20 protein-coding genes are annotated in these 17407 nt (G+C 46.9%); 12 read left to right on the top strand and 8 right to left on the bottom strand.

Annotated elements, in window-relative coordinates:
* The first annotated feature begins 15 nt into the window (after window positions 1-15).
* From NDA06_RS16995 to NDA06_RS16980, 4 genes are all read left to right on the top strand, one after another.
* Complete coding sequence (locus NDA06_RS16995) at window positions 16-969, top strand: glycoside hydrolase family 25 protein (RefSeq protein WP_190985653.1); 954 nt, start codon at window positions 16-18, stop codon at window positions 967-969.
* A 211-nt stretch (window positions 970-1180) separates the two neighbouring features.
* A complete protein-coding gene (locus tag NDA06_RS16990) occupies window positions 1181-1825 on the top strand; it encodes a hypothetical protein (RefSeq protein ID WP_190985652.1) in 645 nt (214 codons plus the stop codon).
* A 281-nt stretch (window positions 1826-2106) separates the two neighbouring features.
* Window positions 2107-2685: a Uma2 family endonuclease gene (locus NDA06_RS16985; RefSeq protein WP_190985651.1), complete on the top strand. Its 579-nt coding sequence runs from the start codon at window positions 2107-2109 to the stop codon at window positions 2683-2685.
* 40 nt (window positions 2686-2725) lie between these two features.
* Window positions 2726-2857, top strand: a complete 132-nt coding sequence (locus tag NDA06_RS16980; RefSeq protein ID WP_277878356.1) for a hypothetical protein — start codon at window positions 2726-2728, stop codon at window positions 2855-2857.
* Here NDA06_RS16980 and NDA06_RS16975 read toward each other — a convergent pair.
* The gene (locus tag NDA06_RS16975; RefSeq protein WP_348251784.1) at window positions 2854-3843 is read right to left on the bottom strand and encodes a Gfo/Idh/MocA family oxidoreductase; all 990 of its coding nucleotides are present in this window, start codon (window positions 3841-3843) and stop codon (window positions 2854-2856) included. The genes NDA06_RS16980 and NDA06_RS16975 overlap by 4 nt on opposite strands.
* A 433-nt stretch (window positions 3844-4276) precedes the next feature.
* Here NDA06_RS16975 and NDA06_RS16970 point away from each other — a divergent pair, with 433 nt between their 5' ends.
* Window positions 4277-4573: a ferredoxin gene (locus NDA06_RS16970; protein ID WP_190410460.1), complete on the top strand. Its 297-nt coding sequence runs from the start codon at window positions 4277-4279 to the stop codon at window positions 4571-4573.
* A gap of 240 nt (window positions 4574-4813) precedes the next feature.
* Here NDA06_RS16970 and NDA06_RS16965 read toward each other — a convergent pair whose 3' ends face one another.
* A complete protein-coding gene (locus NDA06_RS16965) occupies window positions 4814-6430 on the bottom strand; it encodes a SpoIID/LytB domain-containing protein (protein WP_242033086.1) in 1617 nt (538 codons plus the stop codon).
* Window positions 6431-6729: 299 nt separating this feature from the next.
* Here NDA06_RS16965 and NDA06_RS16960 point away from each other — a divergent pair, with 299 nt between their 5' ends.
* From NDA06_RS16960 to NDA06_RS16940, 5 genes are all read left to right on the top strand, one after another.
* A complete protein-coding gene (locus NDA06_RS16960) occupies window positions 6730-6993 on the top strand; it encodes a sulfiredoxin (protein ID WP_190985679.1) in 264 nt (87 codons plus the stop codon).
* A gap of 149 nt (window positions 6994-7142) precedes the next feature.
* Entirely contained in the window at window positions 7143-7694 is a 552-nt protein-coding gene (dps, locus tag NDA06_RS16955; RefSeq protein WP_190985649.1) for a DNA starvation/stationary phase protection protein Dps, read from the top strand.
* Window positions 7695-7785: 91 nt separating this feature from the next.
* Entirely contained in the window at window positions 7786-8457 is a 672-nt protein-coding gene (gene grpE / locus NDA06_RS16950) for a nucleotide exchange factor GrpE (RefSeq protein ID WP_347276574.1), read from the top strand.
* A 131-nt stretch (window positions 8458-8588) separates the two neighbouring features.
* Complete coding sequence (locus tag NDA06_RS16945) at window positions 8589-9131, top strand: Dps family protein (protein ID WP_190410457.1); 543 nt, start codon at window positions 8589-8591, stop codon at window positions 9129-9131.
* 60 nt (window positions 9132-9191) lie between these two features.
* Window positions 9192-9680 (top strand): hypothetical protein, encoded by a 489-nt coding sequence (locus NDA06_RS16940; protein WP_190535085.1) that lies wholly within the window; start codon window positions 9192-9194, stop codon window positions 9678-9680.
* A 264-nt stretch (window positions 9681-9944) separates the two neighbouring features.
* Here NDA06_RS16940 and NDA06_RS16935 read toward each other — a convergent pair whose 3' ends face one another.
* The 3 genes from NDA06_RS16935 to NDA06_RS16925 form a co-directional block, all read right to left on the bottom strand.
* Complete coding sequence (locus tag NDA06_RS16935) at window positions 9945-10721, bottom strand: DUF1350 family protein (RefSeq protein ID WP_190428694.1); 777 nt, start codon at window positions 10719-10721, stop codon at window positions 9945-9947.
* A 182-nt stretch (window positions 10722-10903) separates the two neighbouring features.
* The gene (locus NDA06_RS16930; protein ID WP_199324068.1) at window positions 10904-11425 is read right to left on the bottom strand and encodes a thermonuclease family protein; all 522 of its coding nucleotides are present in this window, start codon (window positions 11423-11425) and stop codon (window positions 10904-10906) included.
* A 258-nt stretch (window positions 11426-11683) separates the two neighbouring features.
* Window positions 11684-11947: a hypothetical protein gene (locus NDA06_RS16925; RefSeq protein WP_190410452.1), complete on the bottom strand. Its 264-nt coding sequence runs from the start codon at window positions 11945-11947 to the stop codon at window positions 11684-11686.
* 284 nt (window positions 11948-12231) lie between these two features.
* Between NDA06_RS16925 and NDA06_RS16920 the strand changes: the two genes are divergently transcribed.
* Together NDA06_RS16920 and NDA06_RS16915 are read left to right on the top strand one after the other, a co-directional pair.
* Window positions 12232-13959: a nucleoside transporter C-terminal domain-containing protein gene (locus NDA06_RS16920; protein ID WP_190985648.1), complete on the top strand. Its 1728-nt coding sequence runs from the start codon at window positions 12232-12234 to the stop codon at window positions 13957-13959.
* A gap of 148 nt (window positions 13960-14107) precedes the next feature.
* Window positions 14108-14719: a DUF3318 domain-containing protein gene (locus tag NDA06_RS16915; RefSeq protein WP_190985647.1), complete on the top strand. Its 612-nt coding sequence runs from the start codon at window positions 14108-14110 to the stop codon at window positions 14717-14719.
* Window positions 14720-14722: 3 nt separating this feature from the next.
* Here the strand turns inward: NDA06_RS16915 and NDA06_RS16910 are convergent, their stop codons facing one another.
* From NDA06_RS16910 to NDA06_RS16900, 3 genes are all read right to left on the bottom strand, one after another.
* Window positions 14723-16483 carry a phospholipid carrier-dependent glycosyltransferase gene (locus NDA06_RS16910; RefSeq protein ID WP_190985646.1) on the bottom strand — a complete coding sequence of 587 codons (1761 nt, stop codon included), beginning with the start codon at window positions 16481-16483 and terminating at the stop codon, window positions 14723-14725.
* A 304-nt stretch (window positions 16484-16787) separates the two neighbouring features.
* On the bottom strand, window positions 16788-17045 hold the full coding sequence (locus tag NDA06_RS16905) for a hypothetical protein (RefSeq protein ID WP_190429181.1): 258 nt from the start codon (window positions 17043-17045) through the stop codon (window positions 16788-16790).
* A gap of 56 nt (window positions 17046-17101) precedes the next feature.
* Window positions 17102-17407, bottom strand: a 306-nt coding sequence (locus NDA06_RS16900; RefSeq protein ID WP_348251783.1) for a hypothetical protein, incomplete at its 5' end; no start/stop codon positions are given.

The following is a 17407-nucleotide window of genomic DNA, read 5'->3' as shown; positions in this document are numbered from 1 at the left end:
CCAAGGAAATTAAAAATGCTTCTCAAGATTAACAGCCCAATTAATTCGTCTCAATTCCAATTAGGTGACGCAGTCTCTTTCCAAGGAAATGCCGATTCTACAGTAGTTAGAGTAGAAATATTTGCAGAGCAGTATCTACTTAGCACAATTCCTGTTATTAATAGTAGCTGGTCTGTTTTATATCCATTTAATCGAGCAGGAAAGCGGCGGATTATTGTTAATGGATTTGATGCTGGGAACAGACAAGTAGCTAGTGATGCTATTGATATTTGGCTACTAAACTCCAGCTCTTTAGGAAACTCCAATGCTTCTGTTCTGGGCATTGACGTATCTAACCATAATCCTCCAGTAAATTGGCAGGCAGTCAAAAATGCCAATATATCATTTGCTTTGGCCAAAGCAACGGAAGGTGCTACCTTCAAGGATAAAACCTTTGCTACTAACTGGTCAGGGATGAAAGCTGCGGGTATTATGCGTGGAGCTTATCATTTTTTTCGTCCCCAAAAAACTGCTGAGGAGCAAGTAGATAACTTTCTCCAAGTTGTTAAAAATGTTCTTGAGGCTGGAGATTTACCCCCTGTTTTGGATGTAGAACCTTGGCCAGAGGAAGTTGGAGAGGCTTGGAAAAATCTTGCTTTTGCCGAACGCATTAACCGAGTCAAAATTTGGTTAAAAAAGGTAGAAGATGCAACCGGGGAAAAACCTATTATCTATACCAGTCCCTCCTTTTGGAGAGAATATATGCGTGATACTCAAGAGTTCACAGATCATCCTCTATGGCTTGCTCACTACACGTCCAAACCTCAACCTAATGTCCCTGCTAATAACTGGGGAGGGAACGGCTACACGATTTGGCAACATACAGAAAGCGGCACAGTAGCCGGAGTCAGGGGTCCTGTAGATAGAAACCGCTTCAACGGTTCTTTTGACAAATTGGTAGCTCTGGCTAGTGGCTTAGTAGTTGCGTAAATTTGCTAGCTAGACAATATTATCCCAGAAGCGCGAAGTAGCGATCGCTCACCATTCCCTAAAAGTGATTCTCAGGCTGACTGTTTATCACTGAAGGTGCATCTACTTCAAAGATGCGGTGCCTTTATTTAAGTTGCCAAACTTTACAAAAGCGCCTCATTCAAGGTTAGCTGTTCAACTATAAACCATATTTGATACTGAGGAAAAGTTAATGTCCTTCGACCCTAATAATGACAAAATTGCGATCACTGTGCCATCGTTCACCTTTAAAAAAGGTGCAGCAAACCTTCTTTTTGAAGATATTACAGACTTGATTTACTCTGAACCTTACCTTGTGACTATAGCGATTGATAGTCAGGGTATTCAACAGGAAGCACTTAATTTTAACTTCGCTGAGTATGTCAATATCCGTCGCGGTGGCACTGTAGAAATGATTGGAGATGGACATCTTATTTACGGGCCTAATAATCCAGGAGAATTCGTTGCTGTCTCTGTTTTATTAATGGAGAGTAGCCGCGAAGATATACAATTAGGGGAAAAACTTGAAGCTATTATCAGAAGTAAAGCAATCGATTTGACTATCCAACTTGTAAATATTGCTGCCGAGCCAACTGCAAAGATTATCCTAAATCTTATGCGAGAACTTTCAAAGCTTGTTAGTGAACAGCTTCAGCAAAGCGAAGATAGGTATCTTTTCCGCACAGAAGGTGTTTTTTTTAGAGACAGACCTGTTCCGTATGGAGTGAACCGTCAGTACACAAGTGGTAATGAACTAGCTGATCTAACAATCAAGGTTATTCCATTAGATGAGCCAAATGGTCAGGGTCCAGTTCCTGCCACAATTAGCCTACACTAGCCATTCAGACTGCTCCTGGTGCGATCGCTCTATTCCTAGTTTGGATATCAAGGTGGAAAGATTCAGGTAGTCAAAAGTACCAGGCATCTGCCAAATGAGCAAAACATTTTATTTGTTGGGCGAGCGCACTTTGTAGCATAGTCATCCCGTCACCAGACAACAAGAGATGAGGGTATAAAGATGCGATCGCGTAGACTAAAGGGCGCGATCGTTTTTATTTTAAAGTTGCTAAAATCATATTAATATACAATTAACTCAATAACTAAACTTGAGTTTAGCTAATGATATTAACACTCCTCGAACGAGACGCAGAACCCATTTTAATTGACGAGTTGACCTGGCGAGAATTCAAAGTAGTCGAACAGCTAATTGAGCGTCCGGGAGTTAAGCTGTCTTTTTTAGATGGAGTCTTAGAGATTCGCAAAGTGCTGGGGAAAAAACACGAAACCATCAAAGAACGCATCGGGGCTTTATTAGAAATATATCTCGAATGCTTGGGTTTGGATTTTACTCCAACTGGCTCAATGACGCTAGAAAGCGAATCTGGACGAGTTAAACGCGAAGCTGATGAATCTTATGAACTTGGGTCAGATAGAGAACGCCCTGATTTAGTAATTGAAGTTATTGTCACCAGTGGAGGTATTGACAAACTAGAAGCCTACAAACGGCTGAAGATTCCTGAAGTTTGGTTTTGGGTAAACGAGCAACTGTCGTTTTATACTCTAGGGAATGCAGAATACGAAACCGTTCCTAAGTCGCAACTTTTACCCAATCTAGATGTAGCTCTACTAATTGGCTGTATCAACATAGCAAACCATACTCAAGCACTACGAGAATTTCGAGAAGGTATTACGAATTAAATCATTATTTTTAACTTAGAAAGGATGAATTAACCATTGTTTGCCTTATTTGTTCGTAGAGCGATCGCTCATCGCCGCAAAACTCGTTCATCTCGTCACCAGACAGCAGGAGATGAGAGAGAAAAAGGCGATCGCATCCTTATTTATTTATGACTGTCCTAAAAGCATTTAAACTAAAATTGTCTGCCCAGTTTCTGCGGAACGACGGGCGGCATCGGCAACTTTGAGGGCGTACAAGCTAGCCTCTGGGGTGACATACAGGGGCGTGCCTTCAATCAAGTGGTCTAAAACCATGCTGGTGTCTTTGGCAAATAAACCTCGACGCCCTCCCACTTCAATCGGTGTTGTCTCGTTCTCTTTGATTAGCTTGCCTTCATCTCCATCAAAAATTAATCCCCCCTGTTCTCCATGAACCTCAAAACTCCGGGATGGTTGCCAGAGATTTTCTCCTTTCCCATAAATCACCTCTGCTACCACGCCGCTAGTAAACTTTAGCTGGGCTGTGCAAAAACAGGATTGGTAGAACGCCCCTTCGCCCCAATACCGCGCTTGACAGCTGACAGTAGCGACACTCCCAAACAAATCTGTCAGTCGGTGGATGCGAGAGAGGGCACCGCACAGGGGAAAGCCAAATAGTTCTGGGTGATAAGTCCAGCGTTGGGGTGCGGGGTGCTGGGGATTGATGGTGCTGTAACGGGCGTAAAAGACTTCTCCAATTTCGGGTAAGGATTGCCGCAGTGCTTGATGCAAACCGCCCAGAATTTCTATATGCTCGACGTGCAGGAGTTGGTTGCGATCGCGTGCTAAGGCAATGAGTGCTTCTGCTTCGGCAACGTCCAAGCACAGCGGATATTCGACAATAACGTGTTTGCCAGTTTCAAGTGCGGCACGCGCGATCGCTCCATGCTGCTGGTTTACCGTGCAGATGACGATCAAATCGATATCCTCGCGCCCCACTAAATCTTCCCAAGATGAAACGGCTTGGCAAGAGTAGGTTTGACCAAATTCCTTTGTGCTGTCCGGGGTATGTCCGGCAACGGCTACTAGCTGGGTTCTATCTTGGGATTGAAATGTTTGCGCCCGGAGTTTAGCTGCATATCCGGTTCCCACCAGCCCGACACCGATTGGGAGCTTGCCAGACCACGCAGGATGAGACACTGATGTTGGCATTTTAAAAATGTGTTGTTGCTAACAGTAAAAAATCATCCGGTGATTAATCTCTAAATTTTTCAGTTCATCTGTCTGAATTTAAAGATTAATTGTTGTTATTAATTCTTTCTATAATTACAGCTAATATATTTACCCCGAAGAAGGTATCTCGATGTTCTCGAGGAATTGTCAGCTGAACATCGTATCACTGGTCTACCATTCCATTGATAAGTATAAGTAATTAGGATTGAATCTTAAAAGTTTATTACGAATACCATTCACACCATCTATTGATCTCGTGTTGAAGGCTCTGGTTTTTCCCGTAGTATCTAAAGAGGAAGTGAACCTAGTAAGCAAACCTTTACCTGAGCTTAGTCTAGCGAGGAAGGTCGCTCTACTCTGAATTACTACTGCCATTTCGACTACTTGAGAGGAACGCTACATGGCTTATAAAGTAAGGTTAATTAACGAAGCCGAAGGGCTGGACACCACGATTGAAGTTGAAGGCGACGTCTATATTCTTGACGCCGCAGAAGATCAAGGTCTCGATCTGCCCTACTCCTGTCGCGCTGGTGCTTGTTCAACCTGCGCTGGCAAAGTGACTGAGGGTGATATCGATCAATCTGACCAGTCTTTCCTGGATGACGATCAGATTGAAGCTGGCTATGTCCTGACTTGCGTGGCTTATCCCAAGTCGGATTGCACCATCATGACCCACCAAGAAGAAGAACTCTATTAAGAAAACCAGTCAGTGGTTGGTTGTCAGCGATCGCAGACAAGAAAAAACAACGTACAACGGATATCAGTAAAAGACGCGCTATTATTGGCGTCTTTTCAAACCAGCAACTGACTTGTATGGGCGGGTTGATCGATAGGATGGACTATTTACAGATATCTGGATTAAACCCGCCGCCAAATAACTGACAACTTCTAAGCTTTTTAGCAGGGACACTCTTCCAGTGTCCCTGCTTGATTGTTTTCAGGAGTTGGGCAACGCTTTTGTATTTTGATCCGGGCCGAAGGTAATGGACTGGTTGAGAGGCTGGATTTGGGCACCAGGATAGTAAAAGTTGAGAATCTGCTGACTTGACCAACCCGCTTTCGCTAAATTGAATGCGCCGGTTTGGCTCATGCCGACGCCATGCCCCAATCCGCCCCCAGTAAAGGCATAACCTTTTACGGTTTTGTCTGCGCCATAGATAGGCTGTAGATAGAAAAGGGTGCTGCGGGGTGGTCGGAAGGCACTGCGGATATCATCCTTATGGATCTCAACCACGCCGGTGTCGGTTTGCACCGCCAGTCGGATAATCCGTCCGGAGGGCGATCGCTCTGCTACCCGCAATTGCTTAATTGCTTTAAAGGGAGTATGGGGAGTCTTTGTCCGCTTGAGATAAAGCTGCAAATCTTGGGTAATCTGAGCGATACTGCTGGCTTTACTCCAGCGAAACCAATTGCCGCCAGTTTCGTGGAATCCTTGTTTCAGGCTGATAAACCGCTGGAAATTTTGTTCTTGAGCCAAAGACAACTGCGGGTTCCAAATTGTCCCAGATGAATCTACCACGGCTTGGAGATACGGGCGATCTGGGCCATTCCAGACATCATTAAAGGGCGCACTGATGCCACCGCTGGTACTGGAATAAAGGGCATCCACCAGTTCATTCTGGTAAGTTAGTACTTGACCTTTCGTCGCCGCGATCGCTTTGTCTGTTGTCGGTACGGTGCCGGTGAGACCCTTGTAGACTTGGCAGTGGGTGTCTGCACACAGTTCGTACCCATCCACTGTAAACCGCCGTAAGTTCCGCAGTGCATAAGTCCGAGCAATGATTGCCTGCGCTTCCGCCGCCGCATAGGGGGCACCGCCATCCAGTTCGTGCGGTACGACGCCCCGCAGATAAATTTCTAAGGGTACTTGATTGACCAGGGTGTAAGTGCCGTAAGCGTTGGGTTGCAGCCGCAACGAGCCAGCGTAGAGAACGCTATTTTTCGAGTTTTTGCCTTTTGTCACCTGGATCGGGTTTTTGCCAGGGATAATCTCTATCTGGTCGCGATCGTACCGAAAACCATTCACTACGAGAGACGCTTTGGGCACTTTCTGCACCACTTCCGTCTCCAAATACGCAGCGCGATCGCCTTGAGCTTGAAGGTTCTGCAACAGCCAGCGGCGCACTAAAGGCGTTTTATAAACATCGCGTTTTGCCCACACCTGCCAGCGTTCCGGCTGCGCTACCTCAACCTCAATTCCCTTGGCTTGCCACGCTTTGGCACTGTCTTCCGCCATTTCAAAACTCCGATAAATGCCCAGGACAAGCCGTTCCTCTAAAGCAGGTGCTGGTAGAGGTTGCATGGTCACTTCTAGCTTGGCACTGGTGGTTTGCAGGGTTTGTTGGCGATCGCCTGTATTAAAGCGCAACATCAAGCGATCTCCCGATGTTGCCTGCAACGTCATTTGGTCGGGTTCCTCACCAAATCGCTGCACAACCCCCACTTTCAGTTCCACATCATTGCTACTGGGTGCCGGTCCAGACGCTGCTGTGAGTCCTATCAGCCCAAACACCGTCAAAATGGTGCGGGACCAGTGACCTAAACGTTTTCCCATCCCAGCCGGACGAGTGAATTTCCGACTTTGCGATTTGGTTTTTACCAAATTCTGCCTCAAGGTACATCCCTTTTTTTGCATGGACTATCTGAGGATAGAAGATTTTTCTTCAAAGCTGACTCTATATTTTGTCTCAACCTACGCAGCTAGTTGTTCCATCTATTGTGATAGACGCCAGGACGAATAGATCGGGGATGAACGACAATCTTCAGCTTAATTTAAAGTATCCAGTTGTCAAGTCGAAGTCATTCCGAGTATGATTTAGAAAGAAACAACAGATGGAGACAGCTACTCGTCCTATGGTAAGGGTGCAAGAAATACCCCTGCAAAAGATTCATCGTCCTCTGCCGCGACAAACTGACCAAGCCAAAGTAGCGGCTTTGATGGAATCCATTCAAGAAATCGGTCAGCAAGAACCCATCGACGTGCTGGAAGTAGAGGGAGAATACTATGGTTTTTCCGGCTGTCATCGATTTGAAGCTTGTCAGCGCTTAGGTCAAGAAACAATTTCTTGCCGGATTCGCCGCGCACCGCGCTCTGTTCTGAGAATGCATTTAGCTTGAGTATTCAAAAACAAGCTTTCCAGCTCAAAATTCAGCCTGTACTGCGAATTAGTATCCTCGATCGCAGTTTATCTTGTCCTAAGCGTGCAAAGATAATCTACAAAAGTCTGTGCTTTTCTATACACTTCCATCTAAAAGGATCAAGGCATATGAGTAGTATCAATCATCATCAACGTCTCTACCCAACTAGCATTGACATCGCCGCAGAAACTCGCTCTAAGGTAATCGAGCTTCTGAACCAAACCGTAGCAACCACCCTTGACCTAAAAACTCAGGTAAAGCAAGCACACTGGAATGTTAAAGGGATGGACTTCTACCAGTTACACCAACTTTTTGATGAGCTGGCTACTGAGTTGGAAGAATTCACCGATCTGTTTGCCGAAAGAGTCACCGCTCTAGGAGGGTTGGCAATGGGAACGGCTCGGATGGCGGTAGCTGCCTCTATTTTGCCAGAGTATCCGATCGATATCATCGACGGCAAAGACCACATTATCGCTTTGGCGGAACGCTTTGCACCTTATGCCAAGTCGCTGCGCCAAAATATTGATGCTTCAGCCGATTTAGGCGATGCTGATACCGCAGACCTTTACACAGAAGTGTCTCGCGCGATCGATAAGCGGTTGTGGTTCTTAGAAGCGCATCTGCAAACTGGAACCCTAACCTCTGTTGGCACAAGACAAGCAGTTGCCAGTAAACATTAATTACTGACAGTAGGGGCGCACAGCGAGTTGTGTGCCCCTAGGAGCTTTCAATAATTAAAACGCACCTGCGGGGTGAACTGAAAAAGCAAACGTGGTAAACGAACCAGATTCTGTACAGCAAGATTTTGCCCAGCAGTTGCAGCAACGGATGCAACTGCTGGGGATTTCTAGTTATAAAGCTTTGAGTCGGCAAGCTGGAGTTTCGGAACGACAAGTCAAGCGACTGCGACTGGGACAAGTTTCGCAGATGCGAGTAGAAACTCTGATCAAGCTCTCCCAAGCTTTGAAAGTGCCAGTGAATGAGTTACTGACCACCTTTGGGGATAGGAAACTTCCAGCGCTGGGAGAGCAGATAAATCGGGAACATGAGTTGGCGTCTTTACAGCAAGAGTATCAGCGGCTGCGATCGCTCTTAGAACAGCAGCGAGAAACTTTAATGCAGGAATTCCAGATGTCGAGTCTGCAAGTTTTAGAATCTTTTTTGTTGTATTGGCCTACCGCAGCCGCCAGAGCTTTAGAGAATCCCCAGATGGAAGCGGTGAAATTGCTGCCATTAGTCCGACCTGTGCAACAGATGCTTTCTCAATGGGGAGTGGAAGCGATCGCATCTGTCGGTGCAGAACTCCCTTACGATCCGCAGTTCCATCAACTCATTAAAGGAACTGCTCAACCTGGAGAAATTGTGAAAGTCAGTAATCTCGGCTACCGCCAAGGAGAGAAACTGCTGCACCGCGTCAAAGTCAGTGCTATATCCAAAGCTTGAGCCTACCCATCTGACTACGTTCAAACCCACGCAATATCAAGCGCTCGACTAATCTCCCCTTTGGCTGATGAATCCCCTGTATAGATTTGTTGCACTAGTAAGAGTGATTATCGCTGGAGAACACAACAATTATGCGTCCTTTAAACATAGGTTTAACAGAAGAGCAGCGTCAAGGCGTGACGGATTTATTAAATAAAGATCTGTCGGATGCCTACCTGCTATTGATCAAAACCAAAAAGTACCACTGGGATGTGGTTGGCCCTCAGTTCCGCTCCCTGCACCAGCTATGGGAAGAACACTACACCGCGTTGACGGAAAGCATTGATGCGATCGCTGAGCGAGTTCGCGCCTTGGGTGGTTATCCCGTAGGAACTGCGGAAGGCTTCCTGAAGTACGCTTCTATTAAAGAAGATCCGGGTACTCTTCCCAACGCATTTCACATGGTAGAAAACCTCGTGTCAGATCACGAACTGGTTATCCGCAACCTGCGCGAACACATCGATCAGTGCGGTGATAACTTCCACGATCAAGGTACCGCTGATTTCCTCACCGGCTTGATGGAACAACATGAGCAAATGGCTTGGATGTTGCGTTCCTTCATCGAAGGTGAATCCATTCAGCCAGACGGCAGACTCTCAGCGGAAGGTTTGAAAGTTCCCGTCAACATGAAGTAATTCATTCGGAAAAGTAGACACTGAGGAGGTAGATTAAGTTCTACCTCCTCAAGTTTTTTTATGCAGCCAGAACTGAGTCCTACTGAAGCAATTAAATTGGCTAAACAAGTAGCTAATTTGCTACCATCACCACCACGAATTTATCAGAATCAGAATGGGTGTGTTCAAGAATGGCCTGATTCCCCTGGTTCGGAAAATATTTTAACTTTACAGTATGTAGGCGGTGTTTGCATTCCAACTGAGTGCTACCCTAAGATAAGGCTACTCACTATTACCTTTGAAGGCGAAGCTGCTAAACAACAAAACGATTCGGTCACTCTAGTTCAAAAATTAAAGAATAGAATTTTTTCCCAAAAAAGCAATTCCTCCGTTCACTTACCTGTGGGAGGGGAAAACATAATATTTGTTTGTAAGTGGGACAGCCCGTATAAAAGGGGGGAACTTAAACACAGTTGGTGGTTTCATGTTGCTACAGACCACCAAGTTAAGTTTATTCTTGAGTCAGGAGATAATTTAATTTCCTACGATGATGGGCCGCCGCGTTGCTGAAGTAAACAATAAAATTAGTAGGACTTTCGCAGCTAGTTGATGCCCAAGAAAGAAAAGCACAATCTATTATTGTGCTTTGCTAATAGCAATCCTATTTGAGTGATGAGATGCCAGCAATGTCAGATACCCTAATTCTCTCTCGAAGCCGGGGATTTTGCCTTTAGGAATCCTTTAGGACTGCTATAACACGAGCTTTCTTTCTTGCCTTGTTCAGCCTACACGCAGCAGTTACACCATTGCTGCTACTAAATATTCAAGTAATTGTTAAGTAGGAGAGAAAGGCTGTAACCAGCGGAGAATTTCTCTTTTCAACAAATTCAGCTCTTTGTATAAAATTTCTTGCTTCACCCATTGACCAACAGCATCAAACGGTGTGAAGTCCTTTCCCGCTTGCCAATTGACATCTTGACCAAGCGGTGTAATATGACTTCCTGGTAACATTTGCATTGCTACCATCCCCGAAAATCGCTTTTGCAAAACCTCAGTTAAGCCAGTTGATTGGTCAAGCGTATCGTTAGAAAATTTAATCAGTAAATTTCGCGGAATACTGTATTTATCAGCGATCAACTTGTTAGTTTCTACCGGCGAAGGTGTAAACTCGACATTAAAAGCTGGGCTGAAATTAAACTGCTGCACAAATGGGATGGCTTCGCTTGCGGTGTAGTTATTAAAGGAAATCAGGATATTCCCAGCACGTTCCACTGAAAAAAGACTACCGATGAGCAAATGCAGTTTGCAACCCATGCTGTGTCCAAGTCCGTAGATTGGGAGATATCGCCGCCGCAATAACGCTTTTGCCCGTAATTGTTCGATGGCGCTATCGAAGCTCAGGAGAACGTTGCCTGCGATCGCGCTATGATCCAGCGTATTCACAAACGGCGTCGCAATCACCGCATAGCCTTGATTCCCCAGTTGTTCTAATAACCAGCGATAAGTGACGTGGGGTGCAGCCGCCACAAATGCGCCCCCAAGAAAATGCACAATTCCTACAGGATGTTGGGGAATTAACACCCAATTACCGGATATTTCTTTCCAGTCCATGAAGCGATATTCGCGTTGTTAATACTTCTTCATCTTAAAGCTTGCTTGCCGGAGGTGGGGAGCGCTAAGCCTAACGGCTTCACTTCGCTAACGCGCTGACAAAAAGAGAATGCGATCGCCTTTGTTTGCCCAGCGCTTTTTGCTAAGACCCAAAGTATATTCCTTGTCTTCGTTCCCGCTCACTAACCGCGACTACCCTGAGTGCGGCGGAAATCCCACGGCATCATCGGTTGAGCTTGTTTCCAAAAACCCAAACGTTGCTTTTTAGCTGCTGCCTGTGCTTGTAGATATTGGTTTTTGGTAGCAGCGCAATTGTTCAAATGTTGCGGGTAGACAACGGCTTGACCTTCTTTCACCATTTGAAGGTTTACCAACTGATTGCCTCGGTAAACTTCCGCCACAGTTCGCCCCGACTTGTCTGTATTCACCACCCTTAGCCGCACGCTCTGACCAGGGACTAGAAGCTGCTTGAGGCGATTAGCCGATCGATCGCCCCACGGTTTCTGCTCTCTTTCAGGCGCATCAATACAAGCTAGCCGAATTCTGAACTGTTTGCTGCCTTGGCTTACCGTTACATCATCTCCATCTCTAGCACTTACTACTTGAAATGAGGCGTTTTGGGCTAAGCTATTGCCGCTCAAAGAGGCAAAGACAATCGTTAACACAGCAGCAGGCAGGATTTTTGCAAACATTGATAGATTCATGGCAGTTGTTGTGAACGCCTTGTAAAAGACGTAATTTCTAAGTTTCCGATATGCGAGCCGAAGGCTGCGCGGTAGCGCAATCGCTCTTTTGTCTACGGCTGACACAATCGTGCGATCAGCCTAACGGCTTCGCTTCGCTAAGACGCTCAACCAGAGGAAATGCGTGAAACGTTCGCGTAGCGTTCTCGTTCCTCGAAGGGGTTCCCGAAGGGTAGAGTAGCTATCCCGTCGGGAGTCGCGCTTTACTTCTATAAAACATCACTCGTCAATCGCTGGAGGCTCGCGCTTTAATAAATCAGAGGGAGGGCGATCGTTACTCCACGCCCACCAAACACAACCACACTGGCACTGATAAAACTCCTGCCATTTTCGGCGATAGTCTTCCGTCATCACGGGCGATCGCCGGTTGAGCCAAACCTGTTGCGCTTCCCTGGAGGAAGCCCGACAGTTAGGACAGCAAAACTCGCGGGCGTGAGTAGCAGATTCGATCCATTTGGGAGGAACTGAGTCAAAAGCTTCCATGTATTGAATTTGCGGGTAGTTAACTGCCCAAGAGCAGCATTCTTTAAGCTGGGACTGCTCTAGCTAAGTTGTTTCCTTGTGTTTAGGAATTCTTAAGTTTGAATAAGATACAGGCTTCTGTGCTTATTTTAAAGCTGTAGTAGTACTGAAGCGCCTCATTTTCAGGTATTGTCTTGGGTGTCCCGTGTCATCCTTCTCCAGGCGGGGATAAAGCCGAAAAACGCGCTGATTTGTAGGGGACGGCAAACTGGGAAGCACTCTCTCAAGAAATAAGGATTCAGCCCATGTCTCATCCTTTTTATCTCAACCTTATCTCCTTTTTCGGCCTTTTTGGTTTATGCGCGATCGCATGGCTCTTTTCCGAACACAAGCGAATCATCCCTTGGCGCGTCATTATCTGGGGCATCGGGTTGCAATTAGTCTTGGCTTTTTTGGTGTTCAAGTTTCCCCCCACGCGAATCGCACTGGAGCGGTTTACGACCTTACTAGACGCGGTGTTTGTCGCTGCTGACACTGGGGCGCGGTTTGTATTTGGGAGAAATATTGTCCCCATCCCCGGTCAAGATCCACCAATCAATCTTGGCTATATTTTTGCTTTTCGCGCCTTACCAACAGTAATCTTTTTCTCCGGACTGATGGCGCTCCTCTACAACATCGGCGTCATTCAAGTCATCACCGAGCTATTTGCCAAATTATTTTATTGGACGATGCGCCTGAGCGGGGCGGAAGCGCTCAGCGGTGCCGCGAATATTTTTGTGGGCATCGAGGCGGCGATTGTCGTCAAGCCTTATCTGCCAAAAATGACCCGTTCGGAACTGTGCGCGATTCTAGCGTGTTGTTTTGGTACGGCTGCCTCCTCAACCCTAGCTATTTACGTCAGTTTCCTCAGACCTGTCTTTCCGAACATTCTGGGACACTTAGTATCGGCGTCGATTATGGCTATCCCCGCCTGTTTTGTGATCTCAAAAATTTTAGTGCCAGAAACCGGAACTCCGCTGACGCTGGGCGGCATTCCTAGCGAAAAAACAGCCAAGGAATTTGAGCAAAATGAGTTTGAGGAAGTCGAGAAGGAAGGAACGTACAAACAGGAAACCGTAGCGGGAGAACCCATCGAGCGAGTTAGCCCCTTAGATGCGGCGATTGTCGGCTCTTTAGATGGGGTGAAGATGGCAGTAGCGATCGCTGCTGTGCTGATCTTAATCTTGGGTCTAGTTTCTTTAGTGAATCAATTTTTTGGTTGGTTGGGCGGTTTACCCGGAGCAGTCGGTGACTTATTCAAAGTTGTCACTTTGGCAAATATTCAAGGAGTCTTGTTTTATCCCCTAACAATCTTAACCGGCGTCCCTTTTAGCGAATCTTGGACGGCTTCTGTGATTATTGGGCGACGACTCCTCGAAACTGCAATTCCTCCCTATCAAGCGTTAGCAGAAGCCGCCCAAGCCGGAACTGTAAGCGATCGCACGGTGTTAATCGTCAGTTATGCCCTCTCCGGATTTGCCCATCTGGCTTCGGTGGGAATTTTTGTCGGTGGCACTATTGCCCTCATCCCCTCGCGGCGCAAAGATATCTCCGAACTCGGTTGGAAAGCGCTATTTGCTGGCACGCTGGCGACAATGATGATTGCCTGTCTAGCTGGCATATTTGACACTGGAGATCCCAGTATTTTGGGTGTACAGGGCGCTCCTGCTTCTATCACCGCTCCGGCTGCTAGCCCAACGGTGTCTCCTGCTCCCGGTGCCACGGTTTCCCCTGTACCAACGTCAACACCCGTTAACCCAGCGATAACGCCCTTACCGGCTACAACGATTTCACCCGAACCAACGTCAACACCTGTTAGCCCAGCCCTAGCGCCCTCACCCGCAACTCGGCTGCAAGCCCCCGCCACAAAACCTCCGGCGACACCCAGAGCGACAACAACACCCAAGGCGACGCCTAGAACTACCACTCCGCCCACTCAGCAAGCTCCTAAACCCAAGCCTACGGCTTCAGCCGTTCCGTCTCCCTCCCCGTAAAACTGAGGATTGTGGATTTATTTCAACTTCCTGGGTAGGGGCATATCCCTACTTTTACCAGTTATTTCATCCACATTCCTTAGAATAGTTTTCAGTGAGTAGAGGGGAGCGATCGCGTCTTTACCATAGTTGCCCCAAGTCATCCAAGATGAATCCAGAGCCTGAAATTCGCCGCTTATTAGATGTCATGCCTGCATCTGGTCGAATGCTGACAAAAGTGGTTAGCAAGCCGGAGCAATCGCAGGTAATTGATAGCCCGTTTCCGCTGCCTTGGGCACAAGATCGACCGATTTATATCAATTTTGATTTATGGCGTCGCTTGTCTCAGCCGCAGCGAGATTTGCTGATTTTACGCACAGTTGCTTGGCTGACTGGGATCAAGTGGTTTAAACCCGACCTTTATCAAGGTGTGGTGGCGGCTGGAGCAATCGGAGCAATCGTGCAGCTTGTCCAAGGAGATGCCGTAGGTGTTGTCGTGGCTAGCGGATTGAGCGGACTGGCAGCGACTCAGATTTGGCGAAATACTCGCAGTTCTCAGTCTGAACTGGATGCGGATGAATCGGCAATTAAGGTAGCAATTCGGCGGGGCTACACGGAAGCTGAAGCTGCCCAGCAATTGTTATCCGCAATTGAAGCCGTCGGTAAAATCGAAGGTCGCTCTAGTTTAAATTTTACAGAGTTAATTCGCTCTCAAAATTTAAGAGCGATCGCGGGTTTGTCATCGCTGAGCGTTCCAGAAAGCGTCAAAAAAAGCAGTTAAGCTTTAGCGATCTCGACAGTAATAAAGCTTGGTTTCGTAGCCATCCACTGAAGGGAAATTGGCATTCGTAACACATTTATCTAACTCTATGGGTGCGTGGAAATTTACCAGCAAAACATCTAGAGGGCGCGGTAAAGTCGCCAAAGTTTTTTGCAGCGCCGCTGTTGAAGTTTGAGGATTTTGGTCTTGATGCGCTAGGAGAAATTGGATTTCCCTTGGCTGTACCGCTTGCTGTTTGAGTTCCCACGCGATTCCCATCATTTCCCCATTTTGTACATGGGTTTTGTGAGTTGTGGCAATTAGAATTGGCACTTGCACAGATGAAGATGCGGAATCTTGCAACTCTATAATCGGTGGCACTAAGAGATCGGGGCGATAGTATTTCTGATAACCCAAATTGCAGGCGACTGTTAGCCCGCTCAAAAGTCCCATAAGCCAAATGAGCGCAACAGCTTTTTGACCAGATATTTTAATAAAAGGGTTGATTTGACCTTTAGCTTTTGAGCCGGGATTGGTGCTGACTGGACTTGACTGTTTTAAAGCAGTTTCTTCAGCCTTTACAGCGTTCCAGCAGGCGGCAAGACTGGCTCCTACGATAACAATTACAGCGGGAAAATAAACGAAGTTATACCTTGCCCCGCGAGTTAAATCAATTCCCAGGATGTAGGTAAAGACAAAAAATAGCGCGATCGCACTCCAAATAAAACCCTCAAAGAGTTGGGTTGTCAAACCCGCCTCTTGCCGCTGAAATTTCAAGCCTCGATAGAGGATGGGTAGCGCCCAAAGAAAGAAAACAATCATCACAGCCCCAGAAAGAATTACCACGACTAAATCGGGTGACTCTACCGGAAGTAGGGCGATCATCGTAATCCAAGCCGCGATCGCTTGAAAGATTGGGCTAAGCCATGCCAAACCGACGCGATCGCCTTGAATCCATTCGGTTAGCTTGCCCCCATAACTGTTCTGCAAGAATACTGGCACCCACACTAATCCCCCCGCCAGCGTCCCAGCCGCAACCGCCAGCAATGGGATCGAGGACTTGACACTGGGAAATTTAAAATTCTTCTGAGTCCGTCTTTGTTGCCATAGAAGGACAATCAACGCCAGCGCTTGGGCACCTAAAGTTATAACGAAAAAATAATGACTGGAAATTCCTAATGTATTAATCCCTACCCAGAGTAGTACCAGCCAAATGGGCAGAGGTGCCTGACGTTGCAGGTGTCGTGCGGCAACCACCAGACAGGAAAGGGAAGCGATCGCCCACAAAATTGCCAAAGTGTAATGACGGGCTTCCTGCGCTAGAAAGATGCCGTAGGGGGAAACCGCCATCATCGCCGCCGCCAGGTGCCCTACTAACCGAGAACGAAACGCAAACCAGCCAAATGCGTACATCGCAGGGATAGAGACGATACCGAAAAGGGCAGCAAGCGATCGCGCCCCCCACAGCGAAACCAATCCCCCATCCGGCGGAAATAGTTTCAACCACAGGTGAGTTAGCACAAAGTAGAGAGGGGGATGGTTGCTTTCAGTGACTAAGTGATGAATGACATCGTTGATTCCGGCTGCTGGGTTTGCTTGCAAAGGTTGCAGAAGAGTATCGAGTGCGATCGCTCGATCTAGGGGAACGCCGCGAAAACTATTCCCCAGGCTGAAAACCAGCGTCGAAAATTCATCCGTCCAAGGCGACTTGCCAGCCAAATTCAGCAAGCGCAAGCCAGTCCCAACTCCTATCCACACTAAAAGTAGCAGCCAGTTATTAGTCATTAGTCAATGGTGAATGATACTTAGTTAAGCGCAATCGCTAACTATCATCCCTAGCTTAAATGGCACTCGCGTTAAGCCGTGTAAGATCCCATTGAACAAACGTTGCTAATCTGTTGACGTAGTACACAATCAGGTTGCTGCATGAGCGGATAAACTCGATTGGCGACGCTTTCTCGCTCTCAGGGGACTGCGTCCCGGAGGCTCTGCTCGCAGTCTGAATGCACGACAGCTTAGTAATCTGAAGAGACACTCGAAAAGGACATCCTCTCCTATCCGCTTGGCAAATCATTGCCGTAGTAAAACATTACTCAAACATAGCACCGGCTATCAGTTGCACAGGAGCCGTAAAAACGTAGTAGATGATACCTGTCCCCAAGAGTAAGACAGCCAAACTGAAGAGCATTACCCAGCGATCGGACGGTTCATAGGTATCTTCGTCAATATCACGAGCCTTTAATGCGTGAACTACCCACCACCAACCGCAAGCGGTATGGTGGCGCTTCCAACTTCGTGGGGGATTTACGGCGAATAAGTTAATTTCACTTGATGAGGTTTGCCTCATCAAGTGAAATTAACTTTCTTGTCAGATGAATAATTAGAAGTGATTGAATGCTGCCTTCAGCTATTAAAGCTTGATATCAGAGAATTCCAATCGAGGTTTTTCACCAGTTGGATCGCATCTTGGGGTAAATTCCCGATCTCACCCCACAATTGTCCGGGGGTGATGCCAAAAACGTACTGCAATCCCACCACCACCACCAAAATTGTCAAAATCAACCCGAAACTAGCTTTTAAGATTCTAATCAGCAGCGTAACCAGCAAGAGGGACACGGCGATCGCTGCAACTACTAATACAATCTGCGAATCTACTGACCCAATTAAAGAATCCATAATCCAAAATGCTAATGAGTGAGTAACAATAAC

Source organism: Trichocoleus sp. ST-U1, assembly GCF_039961835.1.
Taxonomy (GTDB): Bacteria; Cyanobacteriota; Cyanobacteriia; order Cyanobacteriales; family FACHB-T130; genus FACHB-T130.
Note: the sequence above shows the minus strand (reverse complement) of the source record. Positions and strands in the feature narration are given on the sequence as shown.

Excerpts from the sequence above, each read along its gene's own strand:
- dps (WP_190985649.1), top strand. The coding sequence starts at position 7,143 with ATGAGTAGTATCAATCATCATCAACGTCTCTACCCAACTAGCATTGAC.
- NDA06_RS16970 (WP_190410460.1), top strand. The coding sequence starts at position 4,277 with ATGGCTTATAAAGTAAGGTTAATTAACGAAGCCGAAGGGCTGGACACC.
- NDA06_RS16935 (WP_190428694.1), bottom strand. The coding sequence starts at position 10,721 with ATGGACTGGAAAGAAATATCCGGTAATTGGGTGTTAATTCCCCAACAT.
- NDA06_RS16990 (WP_190985652.1), top strand. The coding sequence starts at position 1,181 with ATGTCCTTCGACCCTAATAATGACAAAATTGCGATCACTGTGCCATCG.
- NDA06_RS16905 (WP_190429181.1), bottom strand. The coding sequence starts at position 17,045 with ATGAGGCAAACCTCATCAAGTGAAATTAACTTATTCGCCGTAAATCCC.
- NDA06_RS16910 (WP_190985646.1), bottom strand. The coding sequence starts at position 16,483 with ATGACTAATAACTGGCTGCTACTTTTAGTGTGGATAGGAGTTGGGACT.
- NDA06_RS16945 (WP_190410457.1), top strand. The coding sequence starts at position 8,589 with ATGCGTCCTTTAAACATAGGTTTAACAGAAGAGCAGCGTCAAGGCGTG.
- NDA06_RS16915 (WP_190985647.1), top strand. The coding sequence starts at position 14,108 with ATGAATCCAGAGCCTGAAATTCGCCGCTTATTAGATGTCATGCCTGCA.
- NDA06_RS16960 (WP_190985679.1), top strand. The coding sequence starts at position 6,730 with ATGGTAAGGGTGCAAGAAATACCCCTGCAAAAGATTCATCGTCCTCTG.
- NDA06_RS16985 (WP_190985651.1), top strand. The coding sequence starts at position 2,107 with ATGATATTAACACTCCTCGAACGAGACGCAGAACCCATTTTAATTGAC.
- NDA06_RS16930 (WP_199324068.1), bottom strand. The coding sequence starts at position 11,425 with ATGAATCTATCAATGTTTGCAAAAATCCTGCCTGCTGCTGTGTTAACG.
- NDA06_RS16920 (WP_190985648.1), top strand. The coding sequence starts at position 12,232 with ATGTCTCATCCTTTTTATCTCAACCTTATCTCCTTTTTCGGCCTTTTT.
- NDA06_RS16925 (WP_190410452.1), bottom strand. The coding sequence starts at position 11,947 with ATGGAAGCTTTTGACTCAGTTCCTCCCAAATGGATCGAATCTGCTACT.
- NDA06_RS16995 (WP_190985653.1), top strand. The coding sequence starts at position 16 with ATGCTTCTCAAGATTAACAGCCCAATTAATTCGTCTCAATTCCAATTA.
- NDA06_RS16940 (WP_190535085.1), top strand. The coding sequence starts at position 9,192 with ATGCAGCCAGAACTGAGTCCTACTGAAGCAATTAAATTGGCTAAACAA.
- NDA06_RS16965 (WP_242033086.1), bottom strand. The coding sequence starts at position 6,430 with ATGGGAAAACGTTTAGGTCACTGGTCCCGCACCATTTTGACGGTGTTT.